11 protein-coding genes are annotated in these 20,158 nt (G+C 62.1%); 6 read left to right on the top strand and 5 right to left on the bottom strand.

Translation table 11 applies throughout. The features are described from left to right. Positions 1-39: 39 nt before the first annotated feature. The gene (gene hpaA, locus EXW71_RS05550) at positions 40-900 is read left to right on the top strand and encodes a 4-hydroxyphenylacetate catabolism regulatory protein HpaA (RefSeq protein ID WP_134656681.1); all 861 of its coding nucleotides are present in this window, start codon (positions 40-42) and stop codon (positions 898-900) included. Here hpaA and EXW71_RS05545 read toward each other — a convergent pair. Next, positions 827-2,296, bottom strand: coding sequence for an efflux transporter outer membrane subunit (locus EXW71_RS05545; RefSeq protein ID WP_134656680.1), 1,470 nt, complete (start codon positions 2,294-2,296; stop codon positions 827-829). The two genes, hpaA and EXW71_RS05545, sit on opposite strands and share 74 nt — an antisense overlap. Beyond that, entirely contained in the window at positions 2,296-3,090 is a 795-nt protein-coding gene (locus EXW71_RS05540) for a helix-turn-helix transcriptional regulator (RefSeq protein WP_123716989.1), read from the bottom strand. Before EXW71_RS05540 ends, EXW71_RS05545 begins: the two co-directional genes overlap by 1 nt. A 487-nt stretch (positions 3,091-3,577) precedes the next feature. On the opposite strand from EXW71_RS05540, the gene EXW71_RS05535 reads away from it, so the two are divergent. Then, a complete protein-coding gene (locus EXW71_RS05535) occupies positions 3,578-9,847 on the top strand; it encodes a non-ribosomal peptide synthetase (protein WP_134656679.1) in 6,270 nt (2,089 codons plus the stop codon). 112 nt (positions 9,848-9,959) lie between these two features. Here EXW71_RS05535 and EXW71_RS05530 read toward each other — a convergent pair whose 3' ends face one another. The 3 genes from EXW71_RS05530 to EXW71_RS05520 all read right to left on the bottom strand — a co-directional run bounded on the left by EXW71_RS05530 (position 9,960) and on the right by EXW71_RS05520 (position 14,042). Beyond that, positions 9,960-11,486, bottom strand: coding sequence for a glycosyltransferase family 39 protein (locus EXW71_RS05530; protein ID WP_134656678.1), 1,527 nt, complete (start codon positions 11,484-11,486; stop codon positions 9,960-9,962). Positions 11,487-11,512: 26 nt separating this feature from the next. Next, positions 11,513-13,168 (bottom strand): lipid IV(A) 4-amino-4-deoxy-L-arabinosyltransferase, encoded by a 1,656-nt coding sequence (arnT, locus tag EXW71_RS05525; RefSeq protein ID WP_134656677.1) that lies wholly within the window; start codon positions 13,166-13,168, stop codon positions 11,513-11,515. 190 nt (positions 13,169-13,358) lie between these two features. Continuing rightward, the gene (locus EXW71_RS05520; protein WP_177421576.1) at positions 13,359-14,042 is read right to left on the bottom strand and encodes a histidine phosphatase family protein; all 684 of its coding nucleotides are present in this window, start codon (positions 14,040-14,042) and stop codon (positions 13,359-13,361) included. 273 nt (positions 14,043-14,315) lie between these two features. Here EXW71_RS05520 and EXW71_RS05515 point away from each other — a divergent pair, with 273 nt between their 5' ends. From EXW71_RS05515 to EXW71_RS05500, 4 genes are all read left to right on the top strand, one after another. Beyond that, positions 14,316-14,984, top strand: coding sequence for an ABC transporter ATP-binding protein (locus tag EXW71_RS05515; RefSeq protein ID WP_123716953.1), 669 nt, complete (start codon positions 14,316-14,318; stop codon positions 14,982-14,984). Position 14,985: 1 nt separating this feature from the next. Then, positions 14,986-17,448, top strand: a complete 2,463-nt coding sequence (locus EXW71_RS05510) for an ABC transporter permease (RefSeq protein WP_134656675.1) — start codon at positions 14,986-14,988, stop codon at positions 17,446-17,448. Next, complete coding sequence (locus EXW71_RS05505; RefSeq protein ID WP_134656674.1) at positions 17,438-18,505, top strand: lipocalin-like domain-containing protein; 1,068 nt, start codon at positions 17,438-17,440, stop codon at positions 18,503-18,505. Before EXW71_RS05510 ends, EXW71_RS05505 begins: the two co-directional genes overlap by 11 nt. Positions 18,506-18,687: 182 nt before the next feature. Further along, on the top strand, positions 18,688-20,130 hold the full coding sequence (locus EXW71_RS05500; RefSeq protein ID WP_134656673.1) for a hypothetical protein: 1,443 nt from the start codon (positions 18,688-18,690) through the stop codon (positions 20,128-20,130). The last annotated feature ends 28 nt before the right edge of the window (positions 20,131-20,158 follow it).

Genomic DNA, 20,158 nt, shown 5'->3' with positions numbered 1-20,158 from the left:
CAAAATCCAGCGACACCGCAATAACAAGAAGAGAGCAGCGTGAAGCCGATTCCCAACATCAACATCGGGCAGGTCTACGACCAGCGTTACAGCGACGCCGAGGTGCATTACGACAAGCTCGCCAACCTGGCGGAATTTTTCGGGCGCAACATGCCCGTGCATCGGCATGACCGATTTTTCCAGGTGCATTACGTGAAAAGTGGTGCGGTGCGGGTGTTTCTGGATGACCGCCAATACGTCGAAGCGGGGCCGATGTTTTTCCTCACGCCCCCCACGGTGCCCCACGCTTTTGTCACCGAGGCTGACGCCGACGGGCATGTGTTGACGGTGCGCCAGCAACTGGTCTGGGCATTGATAGAAGCCGACCCCAGCCTGGCCTCAGGTGCTGCCTGCGTCACCTTGACGGAGGATGCCCAAGGGCTGGATCAACTGTTTGAAGCCTTGAACAGCGAGATCAATGCCCAACGGCCAGGACGCGCCGCCGCCCTGGATAGCCTGACCCGCCTGATCATGATTCGCCTGCTGCGCCTGTGTGCCCATTCGCTGCCGGCGCGTCCGACGCGGCATGAGGATTTGCGGATCTTCCATCGCTTCAACGAACTGATCGAGGCCCACTACCTGGAGCATTGGCCGCTGGCGCGTTACGCCGAGAGGATCGGCGTCACCGAAGCGCGCCTCAATGAGGTATGCCGACGCATGGCCGACTTGCCGTCCAAGCGTCTGATCCTGGAGCGCCTGATGCAGGAGGCCAAGCGCCTGCTGCTGTTTACCGGCAGCTCCGCGAATGAAATCTGCTACCAGCTGGGGTTCAAGGACCCGGCCTATTTCAGCCGGTTTTTCCTTCGTTACGCGCAGGTGACACCGGGGGAGTATCGGCTGCGGCAGTCGGGCTTGCGGTGACGCTCCATGCGCCGCCCAATGCCGTGTACAGGTTCACTTCTGCCACCAGTTGCGCCAGGCGGTCCACAATCAACGCTTGTTGCGAACTGAACAACGAGCGTTGCGCATCGAGGAACGTCAGGTTGCTGTCTACGCCGCTGCGGTAGCGGTGTTGAGCCAGGTCGTAATACGCCTGGTTGGCGGCGACGAAATCCCTTTGCGCCTTCAATTGGTCGTTAAACGTCTGGCGCGCGGCGAGGCCGTTGGCGACTTCCTGGAAGGCGGTCTGGATGGATTTTTCGTACTGGGCCACGGTGATGTCTTTTTGCAGCTTGGCGTAGTCGAGGCTGGCCCGCAGGCTGCCGGCGTTGAAGATCGGCAGGTTGATCTGCGGCTGGAACGTCCAGGTGCCCGAGCCCCCCTTGAACAGCCCCGACAGGTCAGTGCTGGTGCAACCGGCGTTGGCCGTGAGAGTGATCGACGGGAAGAACGCCGCGCGCGCCGCGCCGATATTGGCATTGGCGGCCTGCAGTTGGTATTCGGCCTGGAGGATATCCGGACGGCGCTGCAGTAAGTCGGACGGTAGCCCCGCCGGCACGCGTGCCACCAGGTCATCGGCTAATGGGCGCGCCGGCAGGTTTTCATCCACCGGGGCGCCCACCAGCAGAGCGAGGTTGTTGAGGTCCTGGGCAACCTGGCGTTCATAGCGGGCCGCGCTGGCGCGGGTGCTTTCGACCGCCGTGCGGGCCTGCACCACGTCCAGCGCCGAGGCTTTGCCTGCGGTTTTGCTGCGGTCGGTCAACTGCCAGCTGTGGTCGTTGGCTACCAGCGTTTGCTGGGCGAGGACCAGCAGTTCCTGGTCGGCCCGCCAGGTCAGGTAGGCATTGGCGACGTTGGCCACCAGGCTCAACTGTGCGCTGCGCCGTGCCTCTTCGGTGCCCAGGTAGGTGAGCATCGCCTGCTCACTGAGGCTGCGCACGCGGCCGAAGAAATCCAGTTCATAGGCACTCAACCCCAAGGTGGCGGAGTAGGCGGATGTGATCGCCGACTTGCCGGTGCCCGTCACATTGGCGGGTAATTTCTGGCGTTTACCGGCCCCGTTGGCCGACACCGCCGGGAACAGGTCGGCGCGCTGGATGCGGTACTGTGCCTGGAACGCCTCCACGTTGAGGCCAGCCACCCGCAGGTCACGGTTGTTGACCAGCGCCGCGCCAATCAGGTGTTGCAGAGCCGGGTCATGGAACAAGGCCTGCCAGTCCGGCTTCACTGCAACGGTGTCGGCCTGTGCCAGTGCGTAGACACCGCCTTGCGGGTATTGCGCAGGTGTGGGTGCCTGTGGCCGTTGGTACTCGGGAATCAGCGAGCAACCGCCAAGCATCCAGGCCAGGCCCAGGGCGGTGAGCGTCACTCTGCTCATCAGGCGCCAACCATCCATTTGGCCAGGCCATGGCGGCCGCTCACGCCCAATTTGGCGGCGGCACGCTTGAGGTAGGTTTCGATCGAGCTGTTTTTCACACTGAGTTTTTCCGCCATTTGCGGCACGGTGCCGCCGGTCAGCAGCCCGAGGCAGACTTCTTGTTCCCGGGCGGAGAGGGTGATGTCACTGAGGGACAGGCGCTTGTAGAACTCACGCTGCAACTGTGACGGTTCCAACAGGTTGTGGGTCGGCTCTGCCTCGCTGATGGGGGCCTGGCGCAGCAGTTGTGCGTGGCGCTCCATCAGGGGCAGCAAGGTGTCCGACAGGCACTTGAGGAACGACAGTTCGGTCAGGGAAAACCCGCGTTGGGTCGCCTGGCGATACAGCGAAATCACACAGCGCCGATTGCCCTGGCGCGATACCAGGTTGCACTGGTGCGAGGTGCCCAGCGGGTGGGTACTGTCGGCCTTGGCCTTCAACTGGATCAGCAGCGGGTCCTGCATGCGCAGCATTTCCCGCAGCAGTGGGTGGTCTTTGAGGGGCTGCAGAGGCTGGGGGGCGCACAGGTCTTGTTGCAGGCCGGCGCTGCCCAGCAACGTGATATCGAGCACGCTGTCGCGCAGCTCATCGAGGGTCCATTCGCTGAGGTCCACCAGGTGAATCGGTACCCACTTGTCCAGCAGATGCAACATGTTGGCGGCAAAACTCGTATGACCGCTGTTTGAAATCAACTCACCTAATTCGGCGTAGAACTGCGGGTTTTCCGTGTTGCCAATATTTCGGGGCAGACTCATAGCCATCTCATCCTTGATGTCGAAAACCGTCAACGGTCGCCCTGGGTCTGTAGGGGGCGTTCCGTACTCCTTGAACGTAGCTCGGAGTTCGAGATTTCATTTAGCCATAGCGATTTGTCCTACGTATGTAGCGGAAACGAGGGACACAACCTGCCATAAAAATGGTGTCATTAATTAGACGTTTCTGAGGGTGGATTCCGACAGAAAAAAATCGGCGTTGGTTTTTAGAGCTATTTAACTATTTGATATATAAGTAAAAATTATGTTTTAAATAAAATTTTAGAAAAGCGACATCGGCGATAAATAGCCAATGTCCTACAACGCTTTAATCGTTTCAGTAATGAACTCTCAGCGTGGCCCGTTCGCCTGCCTCGATGTCCGGGTTTCGGGTGACAGACGCCCCCCGCCCCCCATGATCCAATCCGGCAGATTCGTCGTAATGGACTCCCCTGCGCGGCCAGTATCTGACCCCCATGAGAAGGATCTTATGAAGTATCTCAACAGCCCGCCGGTCAGCTTCCCCCTAACCGCCCCCCAACAGGACATCTGGCTCGACCAACTGCGGGTAGGCGACTCACCCCTGTACAACATCGGCGGTTATGTCGATTTTGCAGGTCCCGTGGTGCCGGATTTGCTCCAGCGTGCCGTTCAGATGCTGGTGGCCAAGCATGATGCGTTGCGAACCCAACTGCACTGCGATGGGAATGGCTTGCCCCGCCAGACCTTCGCCAGCACCTTGACGACAGAGGTGAAGCTGCATGACTTCTCTGCGCTCCCCGATCCCAAGGCTGCGACCCAGGCCCTGATGCAGGAGCAGATGTCCCGGCCATACGCCATGACCGGCGAGCCGCTGTTTCGCTTTTTTTTGGTCAAGCTCGACGATGGTCACTATCGCCTGGGCACCCAGGCCCATCACCTGATCCTCGACGGTTGGGGCTTTGGCCAGATGCTGCAATCCCTGGCTCGCCTGTACACCGACCTGCAGCACGGCCGGCCACCGGAACTGCGGGCATCGTCCTATATCGATTTTATCGACACTGATCTGCACTACCATCAAGCCGCGCGCTACGCCCGCGACCGTGACTATTGGCTGGACAAATACCAGGTGCTGCCCGAGCCGCTGCTCACGCCCAGGCTGAACACCCAGGCACGGAGCAACACCTTGGTGCAACCCTTCGCGGTGACGCTGCTCGACCGTATGGAGCACATGGCCAACCATTACCAGGCCTCGGCGTTTCATGTGTTGCTGGCGGCGCTCTATGTGTATTTCACCCGCACCCATCAGCGTGATGAGTGGGTGGTGGGGCTGCCGATTCTTAACCGATCCAATGCGCGGTTTCGCTCCACCGTGGGGTTGTTCACCCAAGTGAGCGCGGTGCGTTTTCAGTTCAGTGAGCAGCTGCCGTTCAGCGCATTGGTGCGCGGTGTGCGCGATCAGCTCAAGCGGGATTTCCGCCACCAGCGTTTCCCCTTGAGTGAGATGAACCGCGAATTGGGCCTGCGCCGCACCGATCGCGGCCAGTTGTTCGACCTGTCGGTGTCCTTCGAACAGGACGACCATGACTTGCACTATGGTGATGTCCAGGGCCGGGCGATCAAGGTGTCCAACCATCACGAACCGTTGCCGATCGCCATTCACCTGCGCAGTAACCGCTCCCAGGACAGCGCATGCCTGCATTGCGTCTACAACGAAGCGTACTTCCAGCACGATGAAGTGCAGGCGCTGGCGCAGCGCTTCACCTGGCTGCTGGAGCAGGGCCTGGACAACACCGATTTGACGCTCGGGCAATTTTCCTTGGTGACGCCGGCCGAGCAGGCGCAGCTGCAACGGTGGAATGCCACGGCGCAGCCCTACACTGCGCCGCAGACCCTGCACGGGCGCATCGAGGCCCAGGTTGCACGTACGCCCCAGGCCGTCGCGGCGGTGTACCAAGGGCGGCAGTTGACCTACCTGCAGCTCAATCAACAAGCCAATGCGTTGGCCCATCAACTGGTGGCGCACGGCGTGGAGCCGGATGATCGCGTAGCACTTGTGGCCCGGCGTGGCCTGGATACGTTGGTGGGGTTGCTGGCGGTCCTCAAGTCCGGCGCCTGCTATGTACCGGTGGACCCGGCCCATCCTGCCGAGCGGCTGGACTACCTGTTGCACGACAGTGCTCCCGTGGTCGTGCTGACCCAGCATGATCTGCTGCATCGGATTTCGGTCTCGGACGTGCCGGTGCTGTTGCTCGACCGGCCCATCGTACACTTGGGCGACAGCCCACGGGTGGCGGCCGGACCTTCGAACCTGGCCTATGTGATCTATACCTCCGGCTCCACGGGGCTGCCCAAGGGCGTGATGGTGGAGCATCACACCGTGTCCAACCTGGTGGACTGGCACTGCCAGGCGTTCAACCTGCATGCCGGCAGCCATACCGCCAGCGTGGCCGGCTTCGGTTTTGATGCGATGGCCTGGGAAGTCTGGCCGGCACTGTGCGTGGGTGCGACGCTGCACCTGCCACCGACCCATGACGGCGCCGAAGACATTGATGCACTGCTCGACTGGTGGCGCTCACAGCCGCTGGACGTCTGCTTCCTGCCGACGCCGGTGGCCGAGTACGCCTTCAGCCAGCACCTGCAACACCCGACTCTGCGCACCCTGTTGATCGGCGGCGACCGCCTGCGCTCTTACAACCGGGCGCAAACCTTCGAGGTGATCAACAACTATGGCCCCACTGAAGCCACGGTGGTCGCCACCAGCGGGCGTGTTGAAGTCGGCCGGCCGCTGCATATCGGTGGGCCGATCGCCAATGCCAGCGTGTACCTGCTCGATGGGCAACAACGCCTTGTGCCCGTCGGCGCAACAGGCGAGTTGTACGTCGGTGGCAAAGGCGTGGCGCGCGGCTATCTGAATCGCAGCGAACTGAGTGCCGAGCGCTTTCTTGATAACCCCTTCGGCGAAGGCCGCCTCTACCGCACCGGCGACCTGGCGCGTTGGCTGCCCGACGGCAACCTTGAGTACCTGGGGCGCAACGACGACCAGGTGAAAATTCGTGGCGTGCGTATAGAACTGGGAGAAATCGAATCGGCCCTGGCGACCCACCCGGCGGTTCAAGACGCGGTGGTGCTGTTTCGCGAGGGGCAATTACTGGCGTGGTTCGTTGAGCGGCACACCGTCGATATCGAAGCGTTACGTGCTCATTTGCAGAGGTCGCTGCCGGACTACATGCTGCCCTCCGCTTACGTGAAACTCGACGGGCTGCCCCTGACCGCCAACGGCAAACTCGACCGTAAAGCGTTGCCCGCGCCGACCCAGGCCGCTTTCATCACGCGGTTGTTCGAGGCGCCGCATGTGGGGGTGGAAACCACCCTGGCGCAGATCTGGACCGACCTCCTGCAGGTGCGGCAGGTCGGGCGTCACGACCACTTTTTTGAGCTGGGCGGGCATTCATTGCTGGCGGTGCAACTGGTGCAGCGCATGCGCCAGGCCGGCTTGCAAGCCGATGTGCAGGTGTTGTTCGGCCAGCCGACCCTCGCCGCACTGGCGGCGGCCAGTGCTCCACGTGGCAAGGACGTGCCGGCCAATCGGATTGCGTCGGACTGCACCCATATCACCGCGGACATGCTCGCCCTGGCCGAGCTGGATCAACCGAGCCTGGACCGCATTGTCGCGGGCATTCCGGGTGGCGCGGCGAATGTGCAGGAAATCTACCCGCTGGCGCCGTTGCAGGAAGGCTTGCTCTACCACCACATCACCGACGAACACGACCCGTACCAGCAACATGCGATGTTCAGCTTTGCCCGCCGCGAGCAGTTGGACGCGTTTGCCCTGGCCCTGCAACAGGTGATCGACCGCCACGATATCCTGCGCACCAGCCTGGTGTGGGACACCCTCGAGCAGCCGATGCAAGTGGTGTGGCGCCATGCTCACTTGCGGGTCGAGCCGCTGCATGAACCCCGCGTACCCCTCGATTTGCGCCAGGCGCCGCTGATGGCCCTGGAGTACGCCGAAGACCCGCAGCAGCAACGCTGGATTGCTAGGTTACGCTTTCATCACCTGGTCAATGACGCCACCTCGATGACGGTACTGGCCAACGAAATTCGCGCCCACATGCTCGGTCAACAGGCGCAACTGCCGCCGTCGGTGCCTTATCGCAACGTTGTGGCGCAGAGTCGCTCTCCTGCGCAGCAGGCCGCCCACGAGGCGTTCTTTCGTGAGCGGTTGGCGGATGTCAGCGAGCCGACCCTGGCGTTCGGTTTGCTGGAGCATCAAGTCGACCGCACTGAAATCGAAGCATTCGAACGACCGATGGCTGACTCTCTCAACCGGCGTTTGCGCGCGCAGGCCAGCAAGCTGGGCGTGAGCGCCGCCAGCCTGTTCCACCTGGCCTGGGCCCAGGTGCTTGGCTGCGTATCGGGCCGCAATGATGTGGTGTTCGGCACTGTGCTGCTGGGGCGCCTGCAGGCGGGCGAGGGCGCCGACCGTGCACTGGGTATGTTTATCAATACCTTGCCGCTGCGCGCATGCCTGGCCGGGAAAACCGTGGTCGGTGCGTTGGGCGACACCCATGCGCAATTAACCGCCTTGCTCGTGCACGAGCAAGCGTCCCTTGCGTTGGCGCAGCGCTGCAGCGGCGCGACGCCACTGTTCAACAGTCTGCTCAACTACCGTCATACAAGCGCCGACAAGCGCTTTGACCTGGTGCCGGGCGTCGACTTGCTCAGCAGTGAAGACATCCTCAGTTATCCGCTGATGATCAGCGTGGACGATACCGCGACCGGGTTCCGTCTCAAGGTGATGGCGCCACGCGAGGTGGGCGCCGAACGTTTGCTCGGCTACCTCGACACCGTGTTGCACGGTCTGGTCGACGCCCTTGAGCAAAACCCGCAGACGCCTTTGAGCGAGGTGCCGGTGTTGCCCGCCAGCGAGCTGCACAGGCTTGTGCTGGGTTTGAACCCCGGCGCAATCGACTCCCCGACGAACGCCACCCTGCAAGGCCTGTTTGAAGCCCATGCGCGACATACTCCCCATGGGATTGCCGTGCAAGCCGACGCAGGCCAACTGACCTACCGCGAGCTCAACGAGCGTGCCAACCAGCTGGCATTCCATCTACGTGAGCGTGGGGTCCGACCGGATTCGCGGGTGGCGTTATGCGTCGAGCGCGGGTTGGAGCTGGTCGTGGGCTTGCTGGCGATTCTCAAGGCGGGGGGCGCCTATGTCCCACTGGATCCAGGCTTCCCGAGCGAACGCCTGGCCTACATGCTTAAAGACAGTCAACCCGTAGCGCTGCTGGTACACGCAGCTACGCGCGAGTTACTGGGTGACGTCTCGGTCCCGGTGATCGATTTCGACCGTTGTGCCTGGAGCCAGGCCCCGACCGGCAATCCCTTGGTCGGCGACTTGACCGCTGCCAACCTGGCCTATGTGATGTATACCTCCGGCTCCACCGGGACGCCAAAAGGCGTAATGGTCGAGCATCGCGGGCTGTGCAACCTGATGCAGTGGGCTTCCCGGTTGTGCCCTGAGGCTGAGGGTGGAGCATTGCTGCAAAGGGCTCCGTTCAGTTTCGATGGCTCGGTGTGGGAGCTGTTCTGGCCGTTGACCCATGGCATGCGCCTGGTGCTGGCGCGGGTAGACGGTCATCGCGAACCGGCTTACCTGGCTCAGCTGATTCGTGAGCAGCACATCACGGTGATCCAATTTGTACCGGCCATGTTGCAGCAATTCCTCGAGCTGGAAGAGTCGGCATTGTGCAGCAGCCTCACCGACGTCTTTTGCGGCGGCGGCGAATTGACTGAAGCCTTGGCCCGCAGTGTCCAGGCGCGCTTGCCCCAGGTGCGCTTGCACAACGTCTATGGGCCTACCGAAGCCACGGTCGACAGTTGTATCTGGACCCTGGAGCCCGGCGCACCAGTGCCTGCCGTGCAACTGCCGATCGGACGGGCAATCAGCAATACCCGTCTCTATGTGCTGGATGAGCACGACAGACCGGTACCACTGGGGGTCAGCGGCCAGTTACACATCGGTGGCGTCGGCGTAGCACGCGGCTACCTGGGGCTGGAGCAAATGACCGCCGAGCGCTTTATCGAGAGCCCATTCGTGCCCGGTGACCGGCTGTACCGTACTGGCGATCTGGTGCGTTACCTGCCGGATGGCAACCTGGAGTTTCTGGGGCGCAACGATTTTCAGGTCAAGCTGCGCGGCGTGCGCCTGGAGTTGGGTGAAATCGAAGCGTGCCTGGTGGCGCACCCGGCGTTGCGTGAAGTGGTCGTGCTGATTCGCGATGAACGTCTGGTCGCCTACTTCACCCTGCGTGGCCCGGCGCCGAGCCTGGAAGCCTTGCGTGCCCATGTACTGGAGCAATTGCCGGAATACATGGTGCCGGCGGCCTTTGTGCAATTGGATGAATTGCCCCTCAACCCCGCCGGTAAACTCGACCGCAAGGCCCTGCCGGAACCGGGGGTGGATGCCGTGCTCAGTCGTGCCTATGAGCCGCCGCAGGGCGAGGTGGAAACCGTGATGGCGGGCATCTGGGCCGATGTCTTGAAGCTGGAACGGGTAGGGCGCCACGACCATTTCTTTGAACTGGGCGGGCATTCCTTACTGGCGGTGAGCCTGGTCGCACGCCTGCGCAAGGCGGGGTTGGAAGTGGACGCACGCACCTTGTTCAGCCAGCCGACCCTGGCGCAACTGGCGGCACGTACAGTGGCTCGAGTGCAACGCGTGGAGGTGCCCCAAACCGCCATCCCGCAACTCGACCGGCGCCGCCGGATATAAGCGTTGGCATGTGGACGGCGTGGGATGGGGCTCGCTCGCGATGGCGGTGGTCAGCTGATACATCGGATGCTGACACTCCGTCATCGGGAGCAAGCCGTCTTATGATTGCGCGCTACTGACGCGCGGGAACAAACGCGACACTCCCCCCCGAGCGCTTCTGGAACAGTCGCTCGCCATTGTCCGGCTGGGTGGTGATGACCTGATGGTCCGCTCCCAGAAATGCCAGCGGCGTCGGGTCTTCCTTGGAATACTGCGCGAGGATGATCGTGTGTTGCGGGTCGAAGTCCTGGCCGCTGGTTTTTTTCAGCCAGGCCATGAACGCGGCGCTGTCGCCTTGGCGCGGGAAGTCCTGGGTTTCGCTGACGTAGTAGAACGGTTTGCCGTTTGGCATGTCTTTTTGCAGGTACATCGGCAGCTTGTTGTCCACTTCCACCAACACCAACTGCCATTGGTTCCACGGCGCGGTTTTGACGGCCTCGGCCTGCACGTCCTCGGCGAAACGGGTCACGCCGCCGTTGCCGGTGGTCCATGGGTAGATCACGCCAAGCACCAACAGCAGCAAACCGGCGGTGAAACCAAAACCTTTTTGCCAGCGTGGCCAACTGGCCTGCTTGTTCTCCAGGCGCTCGCTCAACCACCAGGCGGCCAGCAACTGGGCGAACGGCACCAGTGGCAGCACGTAGTAACTGCGCCGGCTGCCGCTGGCGGTGAAGAACATGAACAAGAGGCCCAGGCCCCACACCAGCCAGCGCACATTCGGTGGCGTCTGCCGCCAGTTGCGCACGGCCAGCCACAGGCCCAGCAACCAGCACGGCGCCCACGGCAGGGTGTAGACCGGCAGGTAGATCAGGTAGGTGTAGATCGGACCCATATGGTCGAAGGGATCGAAGAAACGCACCACGTTTTCGCGGAACACCAGCTCCAGGCCGCTGGCGCCGTAGGTCGGTGCGCCGTAAAGGTGGGACAACACAAACGGAATGGCGTAGAACCCCGCTGCGATAACGATGGCTACCGGCAGGCGCAGGTTGAGGTGGCGCTTGTAGCGGTGCTCAGTGAGCAGGTGCGGCAACAGCACCAGGCCCGGCAATACGAAACCGATCAAACCTTTGAACAGGGACGTTGCCGCCAGCAGCAGGAAAAATACGGTGTAGCGGCCCAGGCGCGTGTCATCCGGCCCGCGCCAGTACCACCAGACGGCCGCCAGCACGCCGCACACCGTCAGCACGTCTGCCGTGGCCACACGGGCCCAGAACAGGAAGTAGAACGTAGTGGCGAGCATCCAGCCGGCAATCAACCCGGTGCCCTTGCGGAACAGGCGCTCGCCGATCAGGTACACCAGCCAGATGCTCAACCAGGCGGAGATGACCGACGACAGTCGCAACGACCAAGGGCCCAGGCCCCCCATCAGGTTGGCAAAGCCGGTGATCAGCCAGTAGGAGGGCAGGGGTTTGTCGTAATACGGCGTGCCCTTGAGGTAGGGGTCGAAGTAGTCGCCACTTTGCAGCATCTGCAAGGTGATGTTGGCCCAGCGGGTTTCCGGCCCCCACAGGTCGCGCGCGCCCAGCCCGAGCAACAGGAGCAGGGCGGAAACGCTCAGCAGCAGCACCAGCGCGCCACGTTCGGTTTTCCAGAAACTCATGGGATCTTCCTGTGGCAGGCGCTGCATTAAGGTTGCTGTGGGTAAACGATCAGAAGCAGGTCGCCCTTGCGATAGCGCTTGCCACCCGGTGGCAATTGCCCTTCTTCAATATGTTCACTGGTGCTCTTGACCCGCATCAGCACGCCGACCGAGCCCTGTTTACGCGCATCGGCCAACCAGCCCTGGACACTGGCCAGGTCGACCTTGCGGTGCACCGAGTCGGCATATTGCAGGCCGTAGCGCAACTCGCCCTCGGTGTCATAAAACGCCACTTCCGGGCGACGCAGGCGCCACGACAACGCCGATGCCGAGCCCAATTCGTTGCTCAGCAAAGCATGGGTTTGTTGCAATTCATCCAGATGCTCCGCCACGAACTGGTCGGGCATTTCGGTGTCGGTGATCATCGCCGGCATACCCGCCGGCAACAGCGCCACCAGCAAGCCGATGCCCAGGGCCGGCATGGCCCACAATGTGAGTGGGCGAACCACTTGCAGCAGGTTGGCCAGAATCCAGCCCAGCAGCACGATAAAGGTCAGGGACAGGCTGAACATCTCGGCGTGGCTGTTGCCGTACACCGGGTTGCTGACTTGCAGGTAGATCAGCGCCACCATCGCCGTCAGGCCGATCAGGAAGTTGACCACACCGTTGACCAGGATCGAGCGTGTCTTGCCTTGCTTGACGAGGTCGATCAACGCGTGGCCCATCAACAGGGCCAGGGGCAGCAGGCACGGCATGATGTAGGTCGGCAGCTTGCCCTTGCTCAGGCTGAAGAAGCCCAATGGCAGCAACATCCACAAGGCGAGGAAGGCAATCGCCGGCTGGCCTTTTTCCTTCCAGGCCTTGATCAGGGTTGCCGGCAGCAGCGCCGACCAGGGCAGGCACGCCACCACCATGATCGGCAGGAAGAACCAGATCGGCCGCGCATGCTGGGCGTTGTCGGCGGCGAAGCGGCGGATATGCTCGTGCCAGAAGAAGAAGCGCCAGAAGTCAGGTTCCTTCAGGTGAACCGCCAGCACCCAGGGCAGGCACACCACCGTGGCGACCAGCACCGCCAGCGGGCCATAGCGCAACAGCTCACCCACACGGCGCTGCCAGACCAGGTAAGGCACGGCGATCAGGACGGGCAACAGCCACGCCAAAAAGCCTTTGGTCATGAAACCCATGCCGCAGGCGACGCCCAGCAATGCCCACGCCCCGAGCCGGCCGCGAGTGGTGCGGTTACCCAGGGCAAACCACAGGGCAACCAGGCTCAGGTTGACCCAGAACGTGAATTGGGGATCGAGGTTGGAGTACCCCGCCTGCCCGGCCACCAGGCCAAAGCTCATGTAGAGCAGGGCGCAGGCGAAGCTCTTGCGTGGATCATTCCACAGACGGCGGGCAAGCAAGTAGGCCAGCAATACACTCAGGCCCGAGGTGAGGACCGAGGCGATGCGCACACCGAACAGGTTTTCGCCAAACACCGCCTGGCCGAGGGCGATCAGCCAATAACCGCCGGCCGGCTTTTCGAAATAACGCACGCCCATGAAGTGCGGCGCCACCCAGTTGCCGCTCATGAGCATTTCCTGGCTCACCTGGCCATAGCGGGCCTCATCCGGAATCCACAGACCGTGAAAGCCCAGCGGCAACAGAAAGAAAATGGCAAAGCCGAGTAAAAGCAGGGGGAGAGGTTTCAACCGGGTCACGAACACGTCGCTCCTTGACGTTTAATGGAGGGCACTGAGTGTAATGAATTCATAGAACAAAGCATCACAATGTTCACTAAGCGGTTGGAGAAAGTCATAACGTCCTTAACTAACGGGCGCGATTAAACATGCCAGAACAGGGCTGTCGTTTGGCTGAACACGACAGGCACCGACATGTAAAAAAGTGTATTTAAAGTTGTTTCAGAGCCGCCGCCCATTCCTCGGTTTTCATGGTACCCACCGCCTTGAGCTTGCCGTTTGGCAATACCTGCACAAACAGCGCGCTGCCGTATTCGGCCGCATCGGCACGGGGGTAACCCAGGGCGGTCTGGAGGTCGCTCATGCAGGCACTGTGAGTGATCAGCATCAAGTTGCGGCCAGGTTGCTTGTGGGTGAGTGCTTCTTCGCCCATGGCCTCGCCGCAGATGGCCAGGGGGCCCGGCGACAACGTGGTCTTGCCGAACATGAACTGCGAGGTCTGGGCGGTACGCGTGGTCGGGCTGGCCAACACATCGGTACCCTCCATGCCCAGGGAAATGAAGGCTTTGCCCAGTTTGGCCGCCTGCTGGGTGCCGATGATCGTCAGGCCATCAGCCGGGCCGAAACAGGGGTTGCTGGAGCGATCACAGCGTTCTTCATGACGCACCAGTACGATCAGGTCGCCGTTGCGCCAACTGGCCAGGACCCCGGAGGTCACCAGGCGGTTGCCGACACCAAGGTCTGTGGGTGATTTTGGCCAGAACAGAAAGCCGGCCAGCAGCAGGCCGATGACCGCGATGCCAGCCAATGGCAGCCGGATTTTTTTCAAGCGCTTTAACATTGCCCCATTGGATTGGGATTTGCTCAGGGTCACGTCAGCCACGCTGTTCACCATCGGCACTATTGTTGTGTTGTATAAAACAGGCGCAACTAACTGGCAGGTGCCCGTAATGGGGCAAAAGCCTGTCACAGCGCTGCTGTCTTTTAGCTGAACACGTAGATGTTAAGAAGGGTCGATGCTGGCAACTAACAAGTTGCCGGCAGTTGACGCTTGACGGGTAATTTAGAGAGGCGAGGGTGGGCAAGCGGTGAAATCCATGTGAAAAATTTGCGTGGGGCATGCAGGCAGCCGTTATTCTCGTTTGGAATCCTTCAAACGAGCGTTCTTATGTTGCAGGTGCAAGGTGTTCGCAAAAACTACGCCACGCCCCAGGGACCATTGACGGTGCTGGCGGGTGTGGACCTGTACCTGAAGGAGCGTAGCAGCCTGGCGCTGATGGGCGAGTCGGGCAGTGGAAAAAGTACCTTGCTGCACCTGATAGCCGGTCTGGATCGCGTGGACTCGGGCAGTATTGAAATCGGCGGACAGCGCCTGGAGCAACTCAGTGAAGGGCAACTGGCTCATTGGCGTCGAACCGAAATCGGCCTGGTGTTCCAGCAGTTCAACTTGATCGGCAGTTTGCGCGTAGAGGACAACCTGGCGTTCCAAGCGCGCCTGGCTGGGCGTCTTGACCCGCATTGGCAGGCGCAGTTGATAGAGCGCCTGGGGCTGGGCGACTTGCTCAAGCGTTACCCGGAGCAATTGTCCGGCGGCCAACAACAACGGGTCGCGGTGGGGCGTGCGCTGGCTTCTCGACCGGGCTTACTGCTGGCCGATGAGCCGACCGGCAATCTGGACGAAGCCACCAGCGACGAGGTTCTGCAATTGCTCCTGGACCTGCTGCGCGACAGCCCGACCAGCCTGTTGATGGTCACCCACAGCCCACGCATCGCCGCCCGACTCGATCAGCAGGTGGTGTTGCATCGCGGCCGCGTCGTGCCGACGGACGCCCGCTGAGATGGCCGTGTTTTATTGGACGTTGCGCGCCCTGCTGAGCCATTGGCGGCGTCATCCCGTGCAGTTCTTCAGCGTGCTCACCGGTTTGTGGCTGGCCACTGCGTTATTGACTGGGGTGCAGGCGCTCAACAGCCAGGCGCGGGACAGCTATGCGCGTGCCAGCCAATTGATCGGAGGGGAACCCCTGGCCAGTTTGAGCGCACCGGACGGTGCCGGTTTTGCGCAGACGCTGTTTGCCCAATTGCGCCGCGCCGGATGGCCGGTTTCTCCGGTTGTGCAGGGGCGGCTGGTGCTCAAGGGGCATGAGGAGCAACGCCTGCAATTGATGGGTATTGAGCCATTGTCGTTGCCCGGCAGTGGCGCCGTGGCGGGGCAACGCTTGAGCCAGGCGCAAATGCGCGCGTTCTTCGACCCGCCGGGGCGCACCTGGATCGCCCCACAGACCCTGCACGCGCTCGGGTTGCACGAGGGCGCGCAGCCGCTGACGGCTGACGGGCAAGCCCTGCCGCCGTTACAGGTGCAGCAGGACATGGCCCCCGGCATGCTGCTGACCGATATCGGGTATGCCCAACCGTTGCTGGCGATGCCCGGAAGGCTGTCGCGTTTGCTGCTGGATAAAACCTTCGCCGCGACTCATCCCACGCCACCGGCCGAATTGCAGCTCAAGCAGGCTGAGGACAACAACCTCGCACGCCTGACCGAGAGCTTTCATCTGAACCTCGACGCACTGGGCTTTTTGTCCTTTGTGGTGGGGTTGTTTATCGTCCACGCCGCCATCGGCCTGGCCCTGGAACAGCGCCGTGGCCTGCTGCGCACTTTGCGCGCCTGCGGCAGCAGCGTGCGCATGTTGCTGGTCAGCCTGGGGGTGGAACTCGGCGTGCTGTCGTTATTCGGAGGTGGGTTGGGTGTTGCCAGTGGTTACCTGCTGGCCAGCCTGTTGCTGCCGGATGTGGCCGCCAGTTTGCGCGGGCTGTACGGCGCCGAAGTGGCGGGGCAACTGAGCCTGAGCCCGGTGTGGTGGTTGAGCGGGTTGGGCTTGAGCCTGCTGGGGGCCTTGCTGGCCGGCGCCGGCAGCCTGTGGCGGGCTGCGCGGCTACCATTGCTGGCGTTGGCCAATGCCCAGGCCTGGCACGAGGCCCATGGGCGTTGGCTGCGACGCCAGGGATGGGTCGCCGGCGGGACGCTGATCATTGCGCTGCTGGCGCTGTGGTTGGGCGACAGCCTGGCTGCCGGCTTTGTGCTGATGGCGGCGTTGCTGCTGGGCGCTGCGCTGGGATTGCCGGTGCTGCTCAATGGATTGTTGAAGGCGGTGCTGGGGCGTAGCCGTTCAGTACTCGGCCAATGGTTTCTCGCCGATTGTCGCCAGCAGTTGCCGGCATTGAGCCTGGCGCTGATGGCGTTGCTGTTGGCCCTGGCGGCGAACATCGGCGCGGGCTCGATGACCTCAGGGTTTCGCCAGACCTTCAATAACTGGCTGGAACAACGCCTGACCGCCGAGCTGTACATCAACCCGCAAAACCCGACCCAGGCGTCGCAACTGGGTACGTGGTTAGCGCAGCAGGCGCTGGTACAGACCGTGTTGCCCACCTGGCAGGTCGCGGTGCAATTGCAAGGCTGGCCGGCGGATGTATTCGGCGTGGTCGACGACCCGACTTATCGTCAGCACTGGCCCTTGCTGGAAGCGGTGAGCGAACCGTGGGACCGCTTGCTGCAGGACGACAGCCTGATGCTCAGCGAGCAATTGGCGCGGCGCCTGAAGGTGCAGTTGCGCGACACCGTTGATATCCCAACACCACACGGTCTTTGGTCGCCCAGGGTGGTGGGGATATACGCCGACTACGGCAACCCCAAGGGCCATCTGCTGGTCAACGCACAGCACCTGTTGGCGCATTGGCCGACGCTCTCGCCTGCACGCTTCAACCTGCGCGTGGCACCGCACAACGTGGCGCCGCTGGTGCATGCGGTACAACGCGAATTTGGCCTCGAGGACAGCCGTATTGTCGACCAACAGCAACTCAAGGGCTGGTCCAGCCAGGTCTTCGAACGCACCTTCGCCGCTACCGCCGCGCTGAACAGCCTCACCCTGGGCGTCGCGGGTGTGGCGCTGTTCATCAGCCTGCTGACCCAGAGCCAAAGCCGCCTCGGCCAGCTCGCACCGCTGTGGGCGCTGGGGGTGACGCGCAGGCAATTGATGTTGCTCAATCTGGGCCAGACCTGGTTGCTGGCGGTCCTCACGTTGATCCTGGCATTGCCCTTGGGGCTGCTGCTGGCGTGGTGCCTGGACGCCGTCATCAATGTGCAGGCGTTCGGCTGGCGCCTGCCTTTGCAGGTGTTCCCGGGGCAGCTTGTGCAATTGTTGGGGTTGGCGATGCTCGCGACGTTGCTCGCATCGGCCTGGCCTCTGTGGCAGTTGTATCGCAGCCGCCCGGCGGACTTATTGAGGACCTTTGCCCATGAAGATTAGTGCCTGGTTATGGGCGGCGTTACTGCTGTTGAGTGCGTGCGACAAAGCCCCTGCGCCCGCCGAAGAAAGCTTTGCCGGCCTGGGCAGCGACGCAGCGGACTTTGCCCAAGTGGTGCCCGCCAGAGTCTTCAGCTTTCCCGAGGACCACGGTCCCCATCCAGGCTTTCGCATCGAGTGGTGGTACGTCACCGCCAACCTCAAGGATGCGCAGGGCAATGTGTTCGGCGTGCAATGGACGCTGTTTCGCAACGCCTTGAAAGCAGGCCCCACCCAGCCGGGCTGGCACGACTCGACGATCTGGCTCGGCCACGCCGCGGTCACCTCCGCCACTCGGCATTACGCGGCCGAACGCTTTGCCCGCGGCGGTGTCGGCCAGGCGGGGGCACAGGCGGTACCGTTCACTGCCTGGATCGACGACTGGAACTTCGCCACCCGTCCCGGCGCGGCGAGCCCGCTGGCGCAGATGCAACTCAAGGCCAGCGGTGCGCAATTCGCCTATGACCTGCACCTGACCAGCCACCGCCCGCTGGTGCTGCAAGGCGATAACGGCTACAGCCGCAAATCCGACCAGGGCCAAGCCTCCTATTACTACAGCCAGCCGTTTTTCACGGCTGACGGCAGTGTCACCCTCGACGGCAAAACCTACCAGGTCAGCGGTTCCGCCTGGCTCGACCGCGAATGGAGCAGCCAACCCCTGGCCGCCAGCCAGACCGGCTGGGACTGGTTCTCCCTGCACCTGGACCGAGGCGAACAGTTGATGGTGTTCCGCGTTCGGCAAACAGACGGCGCGGGTTACCTGACCGGCACCTGGATCGACCCGCAAGGCCGCACCCAGACCCTGCACAATGCCGATATCCAGCTCACTGCGCTGAACACCACCGACATCGACGGTCGTAAGCTTCCCACGCGCTGGTCGCTGAAAATTCCCGGCAAACAGCTGGATATCACCCCTGATGCCGTCAACCCGAAGGCGTGGATGAATCTCAGTATTCCGTACTGGGAAGGGCCGGTGGAGTTTGAGGGTGGGGTGGGGTATTTGGAGATGACGGGGTATTGAAGAGTGAGCCTGGGTCATAGGGCTCATGCGAAGTGAGCTTCCTGCAAGGTCGAAGGAGACCTCTTACGATACCTACAGAAAAATACTGTACATCCATACAGTTTTATCCTACAGTCCATCCCAGGTGACAGGACGTCACCCGTCACCTGAGCTTCAATTTTTTAACTATGGATGGATAAAAAATGAAATCGAAAAAAAGCCTGATCCTGGGCGCGGCCATGATGGCTGCCTGCTTCACTTCGGCTTCTGCCCTGGCCGACCAGACCCTTCCCAAACTCACCCCCGGCACGGTTAACCAAGCCGTACTGGATGCGCTGAAACCTGGCGGCACGATCAAGGCGGAGCCGGTCTCGGCCGAGCTTCGGCAGAAAATGCTCGACGCCATGAAGGGCAAGACCAAGGCGATCGCCAAGAGCGCCAAATCGGCACCGTTCAATACCGTCGTCGATGCGTTGAAAAAGCCGAGCCAGGCTCAGTTGAAAAACGCTGCCGCCGCCGACTTTGTCCCGCTGTTCCCGACCCTGGATGTCAACACCCTCTACACCATCGACCAGGTACAGGCCGGCCAGGACTTCACGTATCACTTCAACCTGCCGCAAAACGCGCGGGCGGTGGTGCAGTTGATCGACCAGAGTGCCGGTGCCGATATGTCGCTGAGCCTGTTCGTGGATGACGGCCAGGGCAATCCGCTGTTGGTGGCGACGTCCGATAACCCAGGCAGTGCCGATGAGTACCTGGACGGCATCCTGCCGGCCGGAGACTACTACTGGTTCATGCTGGCCAAGACCGCCAGCAATGCGCAGTTCAGTTTCGGCGTGGCGGTGGACACCAATATCGATGCCTTCGAACCCAACGATTCCGCGCAAACCGCCTTTGTGTTGCCGGACTCGATGAACAAGGTGAGTGGCAACCTCGATAACGCCGGCGATGTCGATTACTTCGACTTCAAGGCCGTGCGCGGCCAGAGTGTGAGCATGTACCTGGCGGGCGATGAGAGCGGCAGCCGCGACCAGTGGCTCTTCGATCGCTTCGACGGCGTGAACTGGGTGACCGTGCCGGCCGGCTCCAGCTCCACCTACCCAAGCGTTGCGCCCGGCACCACGGTCAAGGTGCGTGTGCGTGCCAACCCGGCTGTGGCGCAGGACCCGAGCAAGTACTACCAACTGAGCCTGGGTTCCACGCCACGTCTGGATAAGCACGACGTGAAGGGCGACAACATCGTGCGGGTACCGGTGGGCGAGATGCCTTTGGCCACGCAAACCGCTCGCGTGCTGAACTGGTCGACCAAGTGGTCGGACTCCACCGGCGCGCCGCTGTTGGGCGTCACCCCGGTGCTGCGCGTGGATAACCACTTTGTCGACTTGAACTACCGCTGGGTCGACTACACCGCGACCACCAACAGCGCTGGCGAGTCTTCGGCTTCGGCCAACATCGGCACCTGTTTTGGTGACTACAGCACCGTGATCAACGACAGCAGCACCGGCGTACCGTACAAGTGGGCGACCACCTATAACCAGGGTGGCTGGCGCATCGAGCTGGCCGAGTTCCCCGGTGTGGGCGTGGGCGGCAACAATGTGCAATACGTGAGCCTGGGGCATATCTGTACCCAGACCATTATTCACTGATCGAACGGCGTCATCGGAAGGGGCAGCC

Source organism: Pseudomonas sp. BCA17 (assembly GCF_004519405.1).
GTDB lineage: Bacteria > Pseudomonadota > Gammaproteobacteria > Pseudomonadales > Pseudomonadaceae > Aquipseudomonas.
The sequence above is the reverse complement of the archived record's forward strand: the minus strand, read 5'-3'. Positions and strand labels throughout refer to the sequence as shown.